The 17,826-nt window shown below is 70.3% G+C and carries 15 protein-coding genes; 5 read left to right on the top strand and 10 right to left on the bottom strand.

Going from position 1 to position 17,826, the window contains the following annotated elements:
* Nucleotides 1-71: 71 nt before the first annotated feature.
* The 4 genes from ACZ63D_RS11380 to ACZ63D_RS11365 form a co-directional block, all read right to left on the bottom strand.
* Nucleotides 72-1,262 carry a hypothetical protein gene (locus ACZ63D_RS11380; protein ID WP_465354179.1) on the bottom strand — a complete coding sequence of 397 codons (1,191 nt, stop codon included), beginning with the start codon at nt 1,260-1,262 and terminating at the stop codon, nt 72-74.
* Between the two features lie 113 nt (nt 1,263-1,375).
* On the bottom strand, nt 1,376-3,412 hold the full coding sequence (locus tag ACZ63D_RS11375) for a M6 family metalloprotease domain-containing protein (protein ID WP_465354178.1): 2,037 nt from the start codon (nt 3,410-3,412) through the stop codon (nt 1,376-1,378).
* A gap of 240 nt (nt 3,413-3,652) precedes the next feature.
* On the bottom strand, nt 3,653-4,519 hold the full coding sequence (prmC, locus tag ACZ63D_RS11370) for a peptide chain release factor N(5)-glutamine methyltransferase (RefSeq protein WP_465354177.1): 867 nt from the start codon (nt 4,517-4,519) through the stop codon (nt 3,653-3,655).
* A 75-nt stretch (nt 4,520-4,594) separates the two neighbouring features.
* The gene (locus ACZ63D_RS11365) at nt 4,595-4,939 is read right to left on the bottom strand and encodes a MerR family transcriptional regulator (RefSeq protein ID WP_465354176.1); all 345 of its coding nucleotides are present in this window, start codon (nt 4,937-4,939) and stop codon (nt 4,595-4,597) included.
* A gap of 56 nt (nt 4,940-4,995) precedes the next feature.
* Here ACZ63D_RS11365 and ACZ63D_RS11360 point away from each other — a divergent pair, with 56 nt between their 5' ends.
* The 3 genes from ACZ63D_RS11360 (at nt 4,996) to wsfD (ending at nt 8,148) form a co-directional block, all read left to right on the top strand.
* Nucleotides 4,996-5,733 carry an alpha/beta fold hydrolase gene (locus ACZ63D_RS11360; protein ID WP_465354175.1) on the top strand — a complete coding sequence of 246 codons (738 nt, stop codon included), beginning with the start codon at nt 4,996-4,998 and terminating at the stop codon, nt 5,731-5,733.
* Nucleotides 5,730-6,503 (top strand): TIGR03619 family F420-dependent LLM class oxidoreductase, encoded by a 774-nt coding sequence (locus ACZ63D_RS11355; RefSeq protein ID WP_465354174.1) that lies wholly within the window; start codon nt 5,730-5,732, stop codon nt 6,501-6,503. Before ACZ63D_RS11360 ends, ACZ63D_RS11355 begins: the two co-directional genes overlap by 4 nt.
* Nucleotides 6,504-6,720: 217 nt before the next feature.
* Nucleotides 6,721-8,148, top strand: a complete 1,428-nt coding sequence (gene wsfD, locus ACZ63D_RS11350) for a glycan biosynthesis hexose transferase WsfD (protein WP_465354173.1) — start codon at nt 6,721-6,723, stop codon at nt 8,146-8,148.
* Between the two features lie 3 nt (nt 8,149-8,151).
* Here the strand turns inward: wsfD and prfA are convergent, their stop codons facing one another.
* Nucleotides 8,152-9,222, bottom strand: coding sequence for a peptide chain release factor 1 (gene prfA / locus ACZ63D_RS11345; protein ID WP_465354172.1), 1,071 nt, complete (start codon nt 9,220-9,222; stop codon nt 8,152-8,154).
* Nucleotides 9,223-9,303: 81 nt separating this feature from the next.
* Nucleotides 9,304-9,531 carry a 50S ribosomal protein L31 gene (gene rpmE / locus ACZ63D_RS11340; protein ID WP_009082617.1) on the bottom strand — a complete coding sequence of 76 codons (228 nt, stop codon included), beginning with the start codon at nt 9,529-9,531 and terminating at the stop codon, nt 9,304-9,306.
* Between the two features lie 233 nt (nt 9,532-9,764).
* On the opposite strand from rpmE, the gene ACZ63D_RS11335 reads away from it, so the two are divergent.
* On the top strand, nt 9,765-10,289 hold the full coding sequence (locus ACZ63D_RS11335) for a hypothetical protein (protein WP_009082619.1): 525 nt from the start codon (nt 9,765-9,767) through the stop codon (nt 10,287-10,289).
* A 182-nt stretch (nt 10,290-10,471) separates the two neighbouring features.
* Nucleotides 10,472-12,022, top strand: coding sequence for a S1 family peptidase (locus tag ACZ63D_RS11330; protein ID WP_465354171.1), 1,551 nt, complete (start codon nt 10,472-10,474; stop codon nt 12,020-12,022).
* A 143-nt stretch (nt 12,023-12,165) separates the two neighbouring features.
* Here the strand turns inward: ACZ63D_RS11330 and rho are convergent, their stop codons facing one another.
* The 4 genes from rho to ACZ63D_RS11310 form a co-directional block, all read right to left on the bottom strand.
* A complete protein-coding gene (gene rho / locus ACZ63D_RS11325; protein ID WP_465354170.1) occupies nt 12,166-14,202 on the bottom strand; it encodes a transcription termination factor Rho in 2,037 nt (678 codons plus the stop codon).
* Nucleotides 14,203-14,608: 406 nt separating this feature from the next.
* Nucleotides 14,609-15,499, bottom strand: coding sequence for a homoserine kinase (thrB, locus tag ACZ63D_RS11320; protein WP_465354169.1), 891 nt, complete (start codon nt 15,497-15,499; stop codon nt 14,609-14,611).
* Complete coding sequence (gene thrC, locus ACZ63D_RS11315) at nt 15,496-16,554, bottom strand: threonine synthase (RefSeq protein WP_465354168.1); 1,059 nt, start codon at nt 16,552-16,554, stop codon at nt 15,496-15,498. Before thrC ends, thrB begins: the two co-directional genes overlap by 4 nt.
* The gene (locus ACZ63D_RS11310; RefSeq protein ID WP_465354752.1) at nt 16,551-17,825 is read right to left on the bottom strand and encodes a homoserine dehydrogenase; all 1,275 of its coding nucleotides are present in this window, start codon (nt 17,823-17,825) and stop codon (nt 16,551-16,553) included. The genes thrC and ACZ63D_RS11310 overlap by 4 nt, the downstream gene beginning before the upstream one ends.
* Between the last annotated feature and the right edge of the window lies 1 nt (nt 17,826).

The raw sequence follows: 17,826 nt of genomic DNA, 5'->3' as shown, positions 1-17,826 counted from the left end.
CGGACCTCGTGGCATTGGGTGCGTGGGGATCGAGCCCGATCGAAAGGCCGGGCGGCCGACCGGATCGGCGATCAGCTGCCGTAGCTGGCCTGCTTCACCGCGAACACGTTCCGGTTCCCCTTGCCCTCCTGCAGGGACCACAGCATGTCCGCGTCCTTCGGGTCCTCCCAGTACGAGATGCTCTCCCCGCTGCCGACCCAGGCGTGCGTGGCCGGGCCCGCGGCCGGGGTCCAGTAGTAGAGCTGCTTCGCCGCGGAGGAGTTGAACCACCAGCGGCCGTTGTGCGAGGCGACGCCGTTGAGGTTGTACCAAGGCAGTTTCAGCGCCTGGCTCGCCGTCGTGGAGGCGGCGAACGTCGTCGCTCCCGAGGCGAACGGGAAGCGCACCGCGCGCGGCGCGCGGTTCGGGTAGTCGGTGCAGTCGGCCTTGCAGGTGTACTCGGTCATCACGATCGACTTGCTCACCCGGTCCAGCGAGATGCTCGACCAGGCCAGGTTCGTGCCGGACGTCGTGTGCGCGGCCACGGTGCCGACCTGCGGCAGGACGTAGCGGTAGTTGTGCGCGTAGTACTGGCCGCCGGATAGGCCGATCTGGTCGGCCGTGCCGCCCGAGTTGACCTCGAGGATTTTGCGCATGTCGAAGACCCGCATGCCGCTGCCGGTGTCGGCGACGTACAGGTAGTCGCCGTACCAGGAGACGCCGCCGGCGTGGATCGGGATGTCCTTGTAGTTCGGCGAAGCGCTCGTGCCGGTCGGTTCGACGAGCAGGATTTTGCGGTATTTGTTCGGGTACGTCGCGTCCCAGTCGGCGAGCGTGATCCGGCTGCGGACCTGTTTGCCGCCGCAGGCGTCGCGCGTGTACCAGCTGACCGCGACGAGCTGGTGTCCGTCGTAATTGCCGCCGTTGTCGCCGCCGACCGCGTCTCGGCTGGTGGTGATGCCTTGCGGGTAGTTGGTGCAGTCGTCGTTGTCGCCGTCGTCGAAACGGAAACCACCGGTGAGGCCAGCCGGGTTGAAACTCGAGGGCAGCGGTTGGCGGTCGTGGTTCGCGTTGTCCATGACGGTGTGCACCGGCACGGTGTGCAGCTTCGAGGAAAGCCCGGAATAAGCCGCGTCGTATTTGTGGTAATCCGAGGTCAGCGTGTATTCGCTGGCGGGAAGGGTGGTCGGTCCGGCCGCGGCGGACGCGCTGGTCGCGCTCGCGGTGAGCGCGCAGGCGACGAGCACAGCGCAACCGGCGGTGATGCGATGGCGCAAGAACATGACTCCCCCAGAGTCTGATCGTTCGGCCGCCCCAAGGTAGGGGGTGGCCCGATGGAGAGCAACCCCGTGGAAAGGCGCCATCCGCCGCTCGGGACGGATGGCGCCTTCCGGGTTCAGAACCCGATCGCGGTACAGGCGGTCGTCGTGGTTTTCGCCGGGTCGGCGATCGACGTCGCGGTCAGCCGCACGCGAGCGGTGTGCGGTGCGCCCGCCGAACGTTTCGCGTACGCCTGAATTTGCGTCGAGCCGCCGAATTTCGCGGTGGCCAGCGCGTTCGGGAGCCGGACCTCCCACCCTCGGGTGTCGGTGGACGCGGTCAGCCGGTAGGTGTCCTGGTCGTACGGTGCTGCCGCGCCACGGGCCGAGCCCGAGTTGGACAGGCGGAAGTCGCAGGTCGCCAGCCCGCCGTTGGCGAACGCGGGCAGTGCGGGCCACAGCCACGCGCCGCGCGCCTGCGGTCCGGCGCCGTCCAGTGACGCGACGGTGACCGTGTACGACAGGACACCGCGGCTGTCCCGGTCGAGGTCAGTGACCAGGAAACGCAACCGGTTCGCCTCATCGGTGTACTCGTAGCCGCTGGAAGCGCCGGTGCCCGCCTTGAACGTGGCGTCGTTGAGCTGCCGGTAGTCGCCGACGGTGATCTTGACCGGCGTACCGTCCGGGCGGACGTAGTCGGTCAGGCCGATGTCCTGCGGGTTCGCGTCCACGATCCACTCGAACGGCGCGGCGTCGCGGGCTTTGGTCTTGGCCAGCAGGACTCCGGAGTCCGGGGCGAACGAGTCCGAGCCCATCCGGTCGACGACCTCGACGCTGTAGTGGTCGTATCCGCCGCCGTCGCATTTCGGGTCCTTCGACGGATCGCACTGGGGTGAACGGTCACCGCCGGTGAGCGCGATCGTGACACCGGCATACGCGCCGGTGGCGGGCGTCGCCTCCCGAGCGGTCACGCGCGCGGTGACCGGACCGGTCGTGGCGAGCTGGTTCCGGTCGAGGTTCAAGACGGATTTCGGATCGACGATGCCGAGTTTGAGCTTGTTGCGCAGCATGTGGTGCGCGCCCATCGAACCGCCTTCGGTGGCCGGGATCTGCCAGCGCGTGTGCGGGCCGCCGGGGCCGTTGAAACTGCCGCGCGACAACATTTCCCACGGGCCGGTGTAGGACCGCCGGGGCGGGTTGCCGAACGGGTTGTTGTAGTTGTCGCCGATGCCGAGGATGTGGCTGAACTCGTGGGCGAACACGGCCTGGCCGGAGCTTTCCGCCTGGGTCGAGGAACCGTTGGCCGCGTTGGGCCAGATGCTCGCCGCCGAGGCCCACGACGTCCACGGCACGTAGCGCGTGTGCGCCCAGTTCTGGTCGCCCGGTTTGCTGCCCGGCGGACCGAATTCGGCGGGCACGTTCTCCTTCGAGCCGAACTTCATCTCGCCGAATTCCTGCCACGTCGAGCTTTCGTCCTGGCCCGCGGAGAGGAAGAAGATGAAATCGAACTGGTCGGCCACCGGACCGACGTCGGCCCGCCACGCGTCGCCCGCGTCCTTGCGCAGGTCCCGGGTGCAGTCGGCGTCCGCCGGGCAGTCCTCCGGCTGCATTTCCATGCCGTACTCGAAGGATTTGCCGGGCATCCGGTAGGGGCCGAACGCGGTGAGGTCGACGCCGAACCGGCCGCCGGAGTCCTCCATCCAGTACTCGTTGATGGTGTGGCCGTGGTTGAGCGGTTCGGGTTTGTTGAGGAAATCCTGGTAGTGCTGCGCGACTTTCTCCCTCGGCAGATTGCTCGCCGACGGCGACGGATTGCCGAAGACCGTCGAATGCGGCGATTTCGTGACGACGAAATCCGCGTCCGGGTAATCGGCCAGCACGACCGCGCCCTTGAACTTGCGCACGGTCGGTTTCAGGGCCGGGTCGGCCCAGTTCGTGCCGGGGACGGCGCGGTAGTCCTGCCAGGTCATGCTCGCCTGGTCGGCCCAGTGCGCGGAGTCCAGCGGCGCAGGCCAGCCCTGGGCGAGCGGCTCGGCGGCGGCGGTCCCGGCGAGCAGCGCGGGAGCCAGCGCCGCGATCGCCACGACGACGGCGAGGCGGCCGCGGGTGGTCCGGGTTCGGGTGCTTCGGGTGGTCCGGGTGCGGTGATCCCGGCGGGGTAAGGGGGATCTCATCCTCGCTCCTCACTTGTCCGCCGGTCCGCCCGGCGGTCCCGAGGCCCGACGCTAACGGTGATCGTTAGGCGCGCGAACGAAAGCCACCCCGCTGCCGCACGACGAAAGTCGGGCAGGACGAGCGCAAAGGTGCGAATGGCGCAGTGCTGACCGCTGGATCGCGGCGCGGGAAGTCCGTGCGGGCCACCTTCACGGACCCCAGGGGTTCCCGCACGGACTTCTCTGGCGCGGAGCGAAACCTCAGCCGAGACGGCGGGCGGTGACGAACCGCGCGCGCCCGCTGTAGTCCGGGTGGTCCTCGACGGCGGTCAGCACCCGCCGCGCCCGGACCAGCGCGGGCACCGCCGACCCGTGCGTGTCGTCGTGTTCGATGGCCAGCCCGCCGCCCGGCCGCAGCAACCGCGCTCCGGCCGCGATGGCGTGCCGGATCACCGCCAGCCCGCTCTCTTCGGCGAAGACCGCGCGCGCCGGGTCATGCTCGCCGACTTCCGGCGGGACCGGCGTGCCCTCCGGCACATACGGCGGGTTGCAGAGCACCAGATCCACGAGTCCGTCGAGTTCGGCGAACATCGTCGGGTCGGCGATGTCCCCGGAGTAGAGCCGGATCGGGGTGTTCCCGGCCGCGCTGTGCACGTCGGCGTTGTGCCGGGCCCAGGCGAGCGCCTGCGGGTCGACGTCGACCGCGTAGACGACCGCGTCCGGACGCTCGTGCGCGAGCGCCAGCGCCAGCGCGCCGGAGCCGGTGCACAGGTCGACCACCACCGGATACTCGCGGCCCTGCAGGAATTTCACGCCCCATTCGAGCAGCAGTTCGGTCTCCGGGCGCGGGACGAACACGCCCGCGCCGACGTTGACCGTGATGTTGCCCAGCGCGGCCCACCCGGTCAGATACTGCAGCGGGATCCGCTTGGCGCGCTGCGCGACCAGCTGGCCGATCGCCTCGATCACCGGCGGGTCGACCAGCGGCACCATCGGCAGCCTGCCGCGTTCGACGCCGAGCACGTGCGCGGCGATGAGGTCCGCGTCCGACCGCGGCGATTCCACGCCCGCCTCGGTGAGGATCCGGGTGGCCTCCATGATGGCCAGGCGCAGCGGCTGCCGATTCACTGGTCGTCCTTCACTCGTCGAAGCTGCCCCCAGCGGGGGTGCTGCCCAGCGTATCGACCCCCGGCCGCGCGGGCGTCACGCCTGGCCGAGATACCCGGACAGGACTTCGCGCCGCTGGGCGAGATCCCCGATCCGGCGTTCCACCTCGGCCAGTTCCCCGCGCAGCCGGCGCACCAGATCGGGGCACAGGTCGAGGTGCGCGGCGGGTCCGCTCGCGCAGTCGAGCATCCCGGCGATCATCTCCGTGGTCAGGCCCGCGGCCAGCAGCTTCCGGATCTGCAGCACCCGGACGACGGCCTCGTCGTCGTACACGCGGTACCCGCTCGTGTTGCGCGTCGAGGTCAGCAGCCCCTGCTCGCCGTAGTAGCGCAGCAGCCGCGGCGCGACTCCGGTCCGCTGCGCGAGTTCGCCGATCAGCATCCGATCTTCCCCTGCTTCTGGCCTTCACACTGGTGTCAATCCTTAACGTCGCGACCATGACAGAACATTTCGCGCCCCTGGTCCGCGGCCAGGGCCCCGGCCTGCTGCTCGCGCACGGCGCGGGCGGCGGCGTGACAGCCAACTTCGGCCCGCTGCTGGACGACCTCTCCCGCACGCACACCGTGGTCGGGGCCGACTACCCCGCCGCGGGCGGCACGCTGGACGAACTGGCCGACGGCCTGGTCGCGACCGCCGTCGACGCCGGGGTCGAGAAATTCACCGTGCTCGGCTACTCGCTCGGCACAGCCGTCGCGGTCCGCGTGGCCACCCGGCATCCCGATCGCGTGACCGGCCTCATCCTCACCGCCGGTCTCGCCCGGCCGGACGCGCGGACCGAGCTGGCGCTGGACGTGTGGGCGCACCTGCTGGAGGGCGACCGCACCCTGCTCGCGAAGTACCTGATGCTGGTCGCCGCCAGCGAGCCGTTCCTCGCCGCGCTCACCCGGGACCAGCTCGCCGCGGCGGTCTCCGGACTGGCCGAATCGGTGCCCGAGGGCACAGCCAAGCAGGTCGAACTGGTCCGCTCCGTCGACACCCGGGCGGAACTGGCGTCGATCGCGGTCCCGACCCTGGTGATCGCCACGACCCTGGACTCCCTCGTGCCGCCGCGGCACTCGCGGGAACTGGCCGAAGGCATTCCCGGCGCGGAACTGGTCGAGATCGAGGCCGGGCACAGCATCGGCGACGAAGCGCCGGAAGCCTGGCTCACCGCGATCCGGAAGGTGCTGCGATGAGCCGCCAGGTCGTCCTGCCGAACGAGTCGCCCGGCCTGACCCCGCGCCGCCTCGCCGACCTCGCCCGGCTGGCCGAGGAACTGGGGTACGAATCCGTCTGGCTGCCGGACCACGTTCTGCCGCCGGAGCCGTTCGGCGAGGTCTTCGGCGGCGTATACGAGCCGCTGGCGACGCTCGCCTACCTCGCCGCGGCGACCGAACGCGTGCGGCTGGGCACGTCCGTGGTGATCGTGCCGCTGCGCGAACCGCACCTGCTGGCCAAACAGGCCGCGACGATCGACCGGCTGTCCGGGCACCGGCTGATCCTGGGCGTCGGCGCGGGATGGAACGAACCGGAGTTCGCGGAGATCGGCGCGGATTTCACCCGCCGCGGGGCGATGCTGGACGACACGCTTTCGCTGCTGGACCAGCTGTTCACCACCGGCCGGGGCCGGGCTGGCGGGTATTTCGAGCCGCGGCCGGAAGGCCGGATTCCGATCCTGGTCGGTGGCAATTCGACGGTCGCGTTGCGGCGGGCGGTCCGGGCCGGGGACCAGTGGCTTAGCGCGGGCCTCTCGCCGGAGGCATTCGCGGACCGGGTCGCGACGCTGGACCAGCTCGACCCCGCGCGGCGCGTGCGGCGGATCGCCCGGCAGCAGTTCACCGCGGAGACGGCCGTCGAGACCTACCGCGCGTACCGGGAAGCCGGGGCGGACGCGGTGGCCGTCCACTTCGGGAGTGACGAGGGCTACGAAGACCGGATGGCAGCCTTCGCCGCGGCGACCGCGTGAGGCGCAGCGGGCGCTAGCTCGTGAGTGCTCATGCCGGTTCTAACCGGCGCGAACACTCACGACGCCAGAGCAGCGCCCTGGGAGAGGCTGGTCCGGTGGCGACTCCTCGCCTGCGGTCTCGTGAGTGGCTATGCCGGTTCTCACCGGAATAAGCACTCACGAGGCCCACGCGCCCCGCCACCTCGCCCTCGCGTCGGTCCCCTCTAGACTCCGCCCGGTGAGATCCAGGGACCTGCGCTTCGGCCTCGGGGTATTCGTCGCCTCGCTCGGACTGTTGCTGCTGCGGTTCCTGGTGCCCCGTCCGGTCGGCATGGCCGACAACGGCGACGGCTGGCGGTTGCTGTGCCAGCTCGGCGGACGGCAGCTGGACCGGCCGTCGGAAGGGTTCGTCCGGTTCAGTTACGGATCCGCGCCGCCGTGCGATTCCGCGTACGTTTCCAGCCAGACCTGGCTCGACTGGGCGGCGGGCAAGATCGGTGCGCTGTTCGGTGCGTCCGGGGTGCTGAATCTGCTGGTGCTCGGCGTGCTCACCTGCGTTCTGGTCGCCGGCGCGATCACGGTCACCGTGCTCGGTCTCGACCTGAACCGCCGGAACCGGCTGATCGCCACCGTGTTGCTGCTGCTCGTGATGGGCGATTCGGCGTTCTTCGGCTACTTCGCTTCGGTGCTCAGCGAAGGCGCGGCGTTCCTCGGCATCCTGCTGATCTGTGGCGGCTTGTTCTTGTTGCACCGCCCCGGAAAACTGCGCTGGGCCGGTGCCGCGGTGACTGTCCTCGGCGGGCTCGTCGGGATCAACGCCAAATCGCAAACCCTTTTGCTCATCCCGCTTTTCGCCCTCGCGCTGCTGCTGACCCGGCCGACCGGCGCGCGCGGCCGGAAGCGCTGGGTGCTGCCGCTCGCCGTGCTCGCGATCGTGGGCGCGGGCACGCTGGCGATCCAGTCTCAGGGCGACCCGGCCAACGCGGAATACCGCGAGGCCAACATGTACCACGCGATCTTCGATTCTATTGTGGACGGAAAGCACGACACCAAGGCCGACCTCGCCGCGCTGGGGCTGCCGGAATCGTTCGAGCAGTACGTCGGCACCGGCTGGTGGGGCGAGCGCGCGGCCTGGCACGACCCGCTTTACCCGCAGTACAAGGACAAAATCAGCCGCCGCAACGTGCTGCACTACTACGCGACGCATCCGGGGCGGACGGCGGAAATCCTCCAGCAGGGCGGGGTCGACGCGCTCACCGCGCGTCCGGAAAACCTCGGCAGCTTCGGCGAACTGTCCGGACAGCCGCGGCTGGCGAAGGAATACCGGGTGCCGGTGTTCTCCGGAATCGCCGCGCTGATCGCACCGCTCGGATTGTTCGTACTGGTGCCGATTTGGGTGTTCGTCGGCTGGGCCGGGGTGCGCGCCTTCCGCCGGAACCGGCGCGAGTACGGGATTGTCGCGTTCCTGCTGGTGTTCTTCGCGGCGGGACAGCTAGGGCTGTCCGCGCTGGGCGAAGGCATCGAAGGCGTGAAACACCAATTGCTGACGCTGTTCCCGACCGTGCTGGCCGTGGTGTTCGCAGTCCTCAGCCTGCTCCCCCGCGCGGAAACCGCGGCGGAGGAGACTGCGGACCCGGCGACGGAGGAAATTCCCGCCGCCGTCTGAGAATCAGCCCGCCTGCGCGGCGAGCCGTTCCTCCCGGTCGGCCGCGGCCAGCGCGTCCAGAACGCCGTCCAGTTCGCCGTCGAGAACCTGGTCCAGGTTGTACGCCTTGTAGTTCACCCGGTGGTCCGAGATCCGGTTCTCCGGGAAGTTGTACGTCCGCACCCGCTCCGAACGGTCGACCGTCCGCACCTGCGAACGACGAGCGTCCGATGCCTTCGCCGCCGCCTCTTCCTCTGCGATCGCCTGCAGCCGAGCCTGCAGCACCTGCAGCGCCCGCGCGCGGTTCTGGATCTGCGACTTCTCGTTCTGGCACGACACGACGATCCCGGTCGGCAGGTGCGTGATCCGCACCGCCGAGTCGGTGGTGTTGACGCTCTGCCCGCCCGGACCGGACGACCGGAACACGTCGATGCGCAGGTCGTTCGGGTCGATCTCGACCTCGACCTCTTCCGGTTCCGGATAGATCAGCACGCCGGACGCCGACGTGTGGATGCGGCCCTGCGACTCAGTGGCGGGCACGCGCTGCACCCGGTGCACACCGCCCTCGAACTTGAGCCGGGCCCACACGCCTTCGACGTCCGCGCTCTTGCTCTTGAGCGACAGCGTGACGTCCTTGTAGCCGCCGAGGTCCGACTCCGTCGAGTCGAGCACTTCGGCCTTCCAGTTGTGCCGTTCGGCGTAGCGCATATACATCCGCAGCAGGTCTCCGGCGAACAGCGCGGATTCCTCGCCGCCCTCGCCGGATTTGATCTCCATGACGACGTCGGAACCGTCGTAGGGATCGCGCGGCAGCAGCAGTTCGGTGAGTTTCGCTTCGAGCTGCGGGATTTTCGCCGTCAGCTCTTCGGCCTCGGCGGCGAACGTCGCGTCCTCGGCCGCCAGTTCCTTGGCCGCGGACAGATCGTCGCGGGCCTGGTCCAGCTCGCGCACCGCGCGCACGACCGGGCTCAGCTCGGCGTAACGGCGGCCCAGTTTGCGGGCCCGGGCCTGGTCGGCGTGCACCGCCGGGTCGGCGAGCTCCTGTTCCAGCCGCGCGTGCTCGTCGAGCAGCCCCTTGAGCGAACTCGAATCCACTTCGCCGTCTCCCTCTCGCGAACAGGCCCGGACAGAACAACGGCGCCCACCCGGGCGTGCGGGTGGGCGCCGTTGGACAAGCTACTTGGCGTCGGTCTTCTGCTGACGCTTGCCGTAGCGCTTCTCGAACCGGGCAACCCGGCCACCGGTGTCCATGATCTTCTGCTTGCCGGTGTAGAAGGGGTGGCAGTTCGAGCAGATCTCGACGTGGATCTGACCCGACTCCTTCGTGCTGCGGGTGACGAAGCTGTTCCCGCAGTTGCACGTGACGGTCGTGGTCACGTATTCGGGGTGAATACCGCTCTTCATGGTGTCCTCTCTCGTTGGCCCCGGGTCCCCAGTGCGGGGTGAACCGGTGCCGGACTTCAGCGGGTCATTCTGCCAGACGCGCTGGCAAGGGCTTCAACACACCCCGGTGACCAGGTATTCCCCCGTCCGCCGCGACGGTGGGTAGTGAAGGACTTTCGCATTGTACGGATTTTGTACCCGCTGGCGTGAAGCTGGCCGAGTTCGTGAATCGCTCACTTACTGGAGGTCCGGACATGCGCACGACCGACCTGCTCACCCGGCTCGCGAAGCCGGCCGCGGTGCTCGCACTGGCCGCTTCCGCCGCGGTCTTCGCGCCCGCCGCGAACGCCGCCGACGGGATCACCGCAGCGGACGTGAACCCCGCCGCGGGCACGTTCACCGAGCTGTCCGAGGCGAATCTGACCGGGGCGGGCGACGGCACCCCGGCCGGGGCGGTCGCCTGGTACAAGGCGCACGCCGGCAGCACCGGATGGGAGCACTACTGCGAGAAGGCCGCGGAGAATTCCTACGGCGTCACGGGGGTTTGGGCGTCCGCCAACGCACATTGGAACGGCGCCAGCCCGAAGCACACCAGCGGCCAGCCGCCCGCCGGCTCGTTCGTGTACTGGAACATCAGCGCCTACGGCCACGTCGGCATCGCGGACGGCAACGGCGGGTTCTACGCGACCAGCGTCGGCGGCAAGATCGGCCACGGCAGCTCCACGAGCTACTTCAACAACTACCGCGGCTGGACCCCGGCCGCCGTCCCCCGCCACTGAGCTGTGCTCGTGCCCGCCATCCCCCGGCACGAGCACCTGAACCGACGGAGCGTTCCCGGCCGCGCCTGGGGTCGGCAGGGAGCGCTCCGTCGGCGCGAAAAACCCTTACCGCAACGCAGTTACCGTGAAACTGTCACGCGGCGGTAGCCGTCCGCGGACATGCGCCCGACATCGTGCGGGACATGCGCATTCGATCTTCCGCGCTGCTACTCGGCACTGTGCTGGCCGCCACGGTGGCCCCAGCCGCACCGGCCTCCGCCATCGTCGGCGGCACCGAGTCTTCGCAGCCTTACTCATTCCTGGTTTCCCTCCAGTACGACGCGCCCCGGCCCGACGGCCATCGGTGCACCGGCGTGCTCATCGGCTCGCAATGGGCGTTGACCGCCGGGCACTGCGCCAACACGCCTACCGGGGCTACCACGGCCGTCCCTCGCGGCTGGAAAGTCCGGGTCGGGTCGCTGGACACGAAATCCGGCGGCGAACTGGTCGCGGTCGACAAGTTCTACCGCCGCCACGCCAGCTACAACCCGCCGGGCGAAGACCTCACCGTGCTGCATCTGGCCCGTTCGGTCCGGGCGCAGCCGGTCCGGATGACGACCGCCACCCCGGCCGTCGGCACCGCGGTCCGGATCCTCGGCTGGGGCGCCACCGCGCTGTCGTGCGGGAACTTCGCCGACCCCGTCTGTTTCCCGCGGAAGCTGCACGAAGCGGACACCGTGGTGCAGCCGTTGACGCAATGTTGGGACGACGACGGAATCTCGCCGCCGCTGTGCATCGGGAGCCTGCGAGACGGTGTCGGACCCGGCGTGACCGACTCCGGCGGACCGGCGCTGGTCCGGGACGGCGCCGGATGGGCGCTGGCCGGAACGGTGGTCGGCTCAGGCATTCGCGGAGCCGACCTGCCGGACCTGTATGTCGACGTGACGCGGAATGCCGGATGGATCAACGGAATCGTGTCGGGCACCGCGGTTCCGCCGGACACGGTCATCCCCAACGTGGAAGGCACCGCCAAGATCGGCGAATGCATGGGTTCGGTGATCCGGCCGGACACCGCCCGGGATTCTGATCCGGCACTGGCGTTGACCAACGGGCATTGCGTGCCGGGAAACCGGCCGCAGCCGGGGAAAGCGCTGGTGAATCAGCCTGCCGGGCTGGAAAAGGACATTCCCATCGCCGACCGGCAGGGGTATCCGAAGACCACCGCCCGGGCCACCCGGCTGCTGTACGCGACGATGACCGGTACTGACATCGCCCTGTACCGGCTGGATCGGACCTACGCGCAGCTAGCCGCCGCTGACGCGAAGGTTTTCCGGCTGACGTCCTCCCCGATGCGAGCCGGGGACCGGCTGCGGATGGCTTACGAGAGTCACCGGCCGAAATGCGAGGTCGCGGCGGTGGTGCCGCATCTGCGGGAAGGCGGCTGGCAGCAGGACCAATCGGTGCGCTACGCCGACAGCGACGAATGCGTCAGCCTGCCCGGTTACTCCGGAACAGCGCTGCTAACGCCGGACGGCACCACCGTGATGGGGATCAACAACACCCACAACCGCGACGGCGAGTCGTGCACCGAAGGCAACCCGTGCGAGGTCGCGGCGGACGGGACGGTCACCGCGGTCAAGGGCCGCAGTTACGGGCAGCAGGTGTCGGCGATCGGCGGATGCCTGGCCCCCGGGAACCGGATCGACCTCAACCGGCCGGGATGCCGGTTGACCGGAAGCCGCACCGGGGCGTAGCCGCGGAAGCTGGGTGATCGGACGGCCCGTCGCGGAGGAATCCGCCGGAGGCAGGCCGCTCCGGTGCGGAAGCACCGTCGCGGGAAACGAAACCGGCCCGCCCCGGAACATCCGGGGCGGGCCGCTTCGCGTCGAGGCGAGACTCAGTCGTCGTCTCCGCCGCCAAGGGCGGTCTTCGAGACCTGCATCAGGAACTCGATGTTGGTCTTCGTCTTGCGCAGCCGCGAGATCAGCAGGTCGATGGCCTGCTGGGAGTCCAGCGCGTGCAGCACGCGGTGCAGCTTGTGCGTGACGGCCAGCTCGTCCGGCGAGAGCAGCAGCTCTTCCTTGCGGGTGCCGGACGGGTTGACGTCCACCGCCGGGAACACGCGGCGCTCGGAGATCTTGCGGTCCAGCTTGAGCTCCGCGTTGCCGGTGCCCTTGAACTCCTCGAAGATCACCGTGTCCATCGTGGACCCGGTCTCCACCATCGCGGTCGCGAAGATGGTGAGCGAGCCGCCGTTCTCGATGTTGCGCGCGGCGCCGAGGAAACGCTTCGGCGGGTACAGCGCGGTCGAGTCGACACCACCGGACAGGATCCGGCCGGACGCCGGCGCGGCCAGGTTGTAGGCCCGGCCCAGACGGGTGATCGAGTCGAGCAGGACGACCACGTCGTGGCCCATTTCGACCAGGCGCTTGGCCCGTTCGATGGACAGCTCGGCGACCGAGGTGTGGTCGGACGGCGGGCGGTCGAAGGTGGAGGCGATGACCTCGCCCTTCACCGACCGCTGCATGTCGGTGACCTCTTCCGGACGCTCGTCGACCAGCACGACCATGAGGTGGGCCTCGGGGTTGTTGGTCGTGATCGCGTTCGCGATGTCCTGCATGATCGTGGTCTTGCCTGCCTTCGGCGGGGACACGATCAGCGCGCGCTGGCCCTTGCCGACCGGCATGATCAGGTCGATCACCCGGGTGGTGAGCTTGTGCGGCTCGGTCTCCAGCCGCAGGCGCTCGTTCGGGTACAGCGGCGTCAGCTTGGTGAAGTCGGGACGGCGCTTGGCCTCGTCCGGCTCCAGGCCGTTGATCGAGTCGACGCGTACCAGCGGGTTGAACTTCTGCCGCTGCTGCTCGCCCTCGCGCGGCTGGCGCACGACGCCGGTGATCGCGTCGCCGCGGCGCAGGCCGAACTTGCGGACCAGCGACAGCGACACGTACACGTCGTTCGGCCCGGCCAGGTAGCCCGAGGTGCGCACGAACGCGTAGTTGTCGAGCACGTCCAGGATGCCGGCGACCGGCAGCAGGACGTCGTCCTCGCGGATCTCGGTGTCCGGCGCGCCGCCCTCGGCGCGGCCGCCCCCGCTGCCCCGGCGGCGGCGGTCGCGGAAGCGGCGCCCGCGGCGGCCGCCTTCCTCGTCGTCGTCCTGCGGGCCGTTGTTCCGGTTGTCGCGGTTGTCCTGCTGGTTCCGCTGCCGGTCCTGGCGGTTGTCCTGCCGGTTGTCCTGGCCGCCGCGGTTGTCGCGGTTGCCGTCCCGGTTGTCCCGGCCGCCGTTGTCGCGGTTGTCGCGGTTGCCGTCCCGGTTGTTGTCGCGGTTGTCGCGGTTGTTGTCGCGATTGCCGCCCTGGCGGTCGCCGCGCTGGTCGCGCTGGCCGTCGCCCCGGTTCGCGCCGCCGCGGCGGCGCCGGTTGCGGCCGCCCTCCTCGGACTGGCCGTCGGACTGGCCCTCGGAACGGTCGGGCCGCTCCGGGCGCTCCTGCGCGGCGGGCTTGCCGTCCTGCACGGTCTCGGCCTTCGGGGCCTCGGCCTTGGGTGCCTCCGCCTGGACCGGCTCGGCCTTCGGCTCGGCCTGGGGAGCCTGAGGCGCCTCGGTCTTCGCCGCGTCCGCCTTGCGCGTGTCGGCCTTGGCCCGGCGGGTGGGCTTCTCCGCCTTGACCGGCTCGCCGACGCCGTCGAGCGGCAGCGTCTCGGCGGCGGGGCGCTTCTTGCTCTTGCCCTGGCGCTCGCGGATCGCGGCGATCAGGTCCCCCTTGCGCATGCCGGTGGTCTCGCCCACACCCAGTTCGCCCGCCAATTGGCGGAGCTCGGCGATGACCATCCCGGACAGGCCCCCGGTGCGGCGCTTCGGAGCGGCCGCGGCCCCATTGGTCTCAGCGGCCGCGGCGGGGGTCTCCACGTCGCCGCTCAACAGATCGGTGTTGCTCACACATGTCCTTCCTGACCGATCCACGTTCCAGGTGGATCAGCGGACTGCCGCCGGTAGCGAGACGGCTTCTGCCTCCGATGCGGACGGCTCGCGCCCAGCCGTGCGAGACACAGCGAAGCGCCGCCAGCACAGGGTGTTTGCCCCCTCCGGACGGAGAAAGCGGAATTCGGCACCGCCGGAACCGGAAACCCGCCTGCGTCCCTCCGCCTCCCGCGTGCCAGGCGGAGCGGAATGGGCGGATCGACGAAGGATGCGGACCGGAGCCGCCGCTAGGGGCGAACAGGCCCGGCATCGGGTGCGGAAACGCACGGTGATCGAACGCCCCCGAGGGTAGACCGCGCCCTGTCCGGGTGCAACAACCACCCCCCGCGTGGCGCACGCTGCCGTCCAGCCTGTGACCAGGTCGTCACCTGGCCACAACCTGCACGCCATCGCGGTCGACGGGCAATTCGGCGACGCCGAACCCGGCAACGTCCACGCCTGCCGGGAGTATTCCCGTCAGAGTGAGAGCGAGCACAGTCGGCCCGGCGCCGGAGATGGTGGCGGGCACGCCATGGGCACGCAGCGTGCGCACGAGTTCGGTGCTCGCCGGGTACGCCTCGGCGCGGTAGTCCTGGTGCAACCGATCCTCGGTGGCGGCCATCAGCAGGTCGGGCCGCTCGGTGACGGCCAGCACGGCGAGCGCCGCCCGTCCCGCGCTGTGCGCCGCGTCGGCGTGCGGCACCTGGCCCGGAAGCAGGCCGCGCGTGGTGCTGGTGGACGACTTCTCCGCGGGCACCGCGACCACCGGCCGGATCGCCGGGTTCGGTTCCACCCGTTCGGCGCGGAACTCGCCGTCCTCCGACCACGCCACCACGAGGCCGCCGAACAGGCTCGCCGCCGCGTTGTCCGCGTGTCCTTCGAACTCGGCGGCGAGCTGGAGCGCGGCGGCGTCGAGCGGACGTTCCGCCAGCGCGTAGCCCAGCGCCACGCCGGTCACCGCCGCGGCGGCCGACGACCCGAGGCCACGCGCGTGCGGAATGCTGTTGTGGCAACGAAGATGCAGACCGGGCGGCCGGACGTCCAGGTGCTCGCAGGCTCGCCGGAGCGCGCGGACCACCAGATGGGATTCGTCGGTCGGCACGTCCTCGACGCCGCCGGCCCCCGCGTCGAGCACCTCGATTTTCAGGCCGCCCTCGGTGACCTGCAGTTCGACCACGTCGTAGCGGGCCAGCGCGAGACCGAGCGCGTCGAATCCCGGGCCCAGGTTCGCGCTCGACGCCGGGACCGTCGCGCGGAACCCGGGCAGCGCCGTCATCGCAGGTCCAGCGCCGCCGCGACGGCCGTCGGGTCGACCGCGAGCGGTTCCACCTCGACGTTGCCCTCCAGCGCCGTGGCCGGGTCCTTCAAGCCGTGCCCGGTGACCGTGCAGACCACCTTCGCGCCCTTCGGCAGCCGTCCGTCGGCGGCGGTGGCCAGCAGGCCCGCCACGCTCGTCGCGGACGCGGGCTCCACGAACACGCCCTCGCGGCGGGCCAGCAGCCGGTACGCCTCAAGGATCTTCTCGTCGGTGATCGCTTCGAAGAGACCGTCCGACTCGGCGCGCGCGTGCACCGCGCCGTCCCACGAAGCGGGGCTGCCGATGCGGATCGCCGTCGCGATGGTGTCCGGGTCGGAAACCGGTTCGCCGTGCACCAGCGGCGCGGCGCCGGCGGCCTGGAAACCGAACATTCGCGGGGTGTTCTTGACCACACCGTCGGCCGCGTACTCCGAGTATCCCTTCCAGTACGCGGTGATGTTGCCCGCGTTGCCGACCGGGAGGCAGTGCACGTCCGGGGCTTCGCCGAGCACGTCGCAGATTTCGAAGGCCGCGGTCTTCTGGCCCGCGATGCGCACCGGGTTGACCGAGTTGACCAGCGTGACCGGGTAGTCCGCCGCGGTCTTGCGAGCGAGTTCGAGGCAATCGTCGAAGTTGCCGTCGACCTGCAGGATCCGCGCGCCGTGCAGCACCGCCTGGGCGAGTTTGCCCATCGCGATCTTGCCTTGCGGCACCAGCACCGCGCAGGTGAGCCCGGCCCGCGCGGCGTAGGCGGCGGCCGAGGCCGAGGTGTTGCCGGTGGACGCGCAGATCACCGCTTTGAGCCCGCTGGCCAGCGCGTGCGTGATCGCCACGGTCATCCCGCGGTCCTTGAAGGAGCCGGTCGGGTTCGCGCCCTCGACTTTCAGGTACACCTCGGCGCCGGTCAGCTCGGACAGATGCGCGGCGGGCAGCAGCGGGGTGTTCCCCTCGCCGAGCGTCACCACGCGCGCTCCGTCAGGGACCGGAATCCGGTCGCGGTACGCCTCGATAATCCCCGGCCAAGCTGCGCTCACTGGTCTTCGCCTTCCACCCGCATCACGCTGACAACCTCGTGCACCACATCGAGTTTCGCGATTTCGTCCACAGTGGACTGCAAAGCCGCGTCGGGCGCAAGATGAGTGACGACGACGAGGCTCGCCGTGTCGTTCGCGTCGCGCTGGCGCACCGCGGCGATGCTCACGCCGTGCGCCGCGAACGCCTGTGCCACCTGGGCGAGCACACCCGCGCGGTCCGCGACGTCCAGGCTCACGTGGTAGCGCGTCGGCGTCTGGCCCATCGGCCGGACCGGCAGCGCGGCGTGCGCCGATTCGCGCGGGCCGCGGCCGCCGAGCACCTGGTTGCGCGCCACCGCGACGAGGTCGCCGAGCACCGCGCTGGCCGTCGGCGCGCCACCGGCGCCCTGGCCGTAGAACATCAACTCGCCAGCCGCGTCGGCCTCGACGTAGACCGCGTTGAACGCGCCGCCGACGCCGGCCAGCTGGTGGCTGCGCGGAATCATCACCGGATGCACGCGGGCGGACACCGATTCCGTGCCGTCGTCCGCCGTCACGCGTTCGCAGATCGCCAGCAGCTTCACCGTGCGGCCGAGCGTGCGCGCCGCGGCCAGATCCGACGCCGTGACGTCGGCGATGCCTTCGCGGTGCACGTCTTTCGCGGTGACCCGGGAGTGGAACGCCAGCGAGGCGAGGATCGCGGCCTTCGACGCGGCGTCGTAGCCGTCGACGTCCGCGGTCGGGTCCGCTTCCGCGTAGCCGAGCCGGCTCGCCTCGTCGAGCGTTTCGGCGTAGCCCGCGCCGGTGGCGTCCATCGCGGAGAGGATGTAGTTGGTGGTGCCGTTGACGATCCCCATCACGCGGGTGATCCGGTCGCCCGCCAGCGATTCGCGCAACGGGCGCAGCAGCGGGATCGCCCCGGCGACGGCGGCCTCGAAGTACAGGTCGACGCCTGCCGCGTCGGCCGCCTCGAACAGTTCGGCCGAATGTTCGGCGAGCAGCGCCTTGTTGGCGGTGACCACTGATTTGCCCGCGTTGAGCGCGGTGAGCAGCCAGCTGCGCACCGGGTCGATGCCCCCGACCAGCTCGACCACGACGTCGACGTCGTCGCGGGCCACGAGCGCCGCGGCGTCGTCGGTGAGCAGTTCGGCGGGCAGTTCCGGGTGCTTGTCCGGACGCCGCACCGCGATGCCGACCAGTTCCACCGGCGCGCCCGCGCGGGCCGCCAGTTCGCCGGCCTCTTCGGTGAGCAGCCGGGCGACCTCGCTGCCGACCGTGCCGCAGCCGAGCATG

The organism is Amycolatopsis sp. NPDC104775, assembly GCF_055583325.1.
This window is presented reverse-complemented; position numbering and strand designations above follow the sequence as displayed.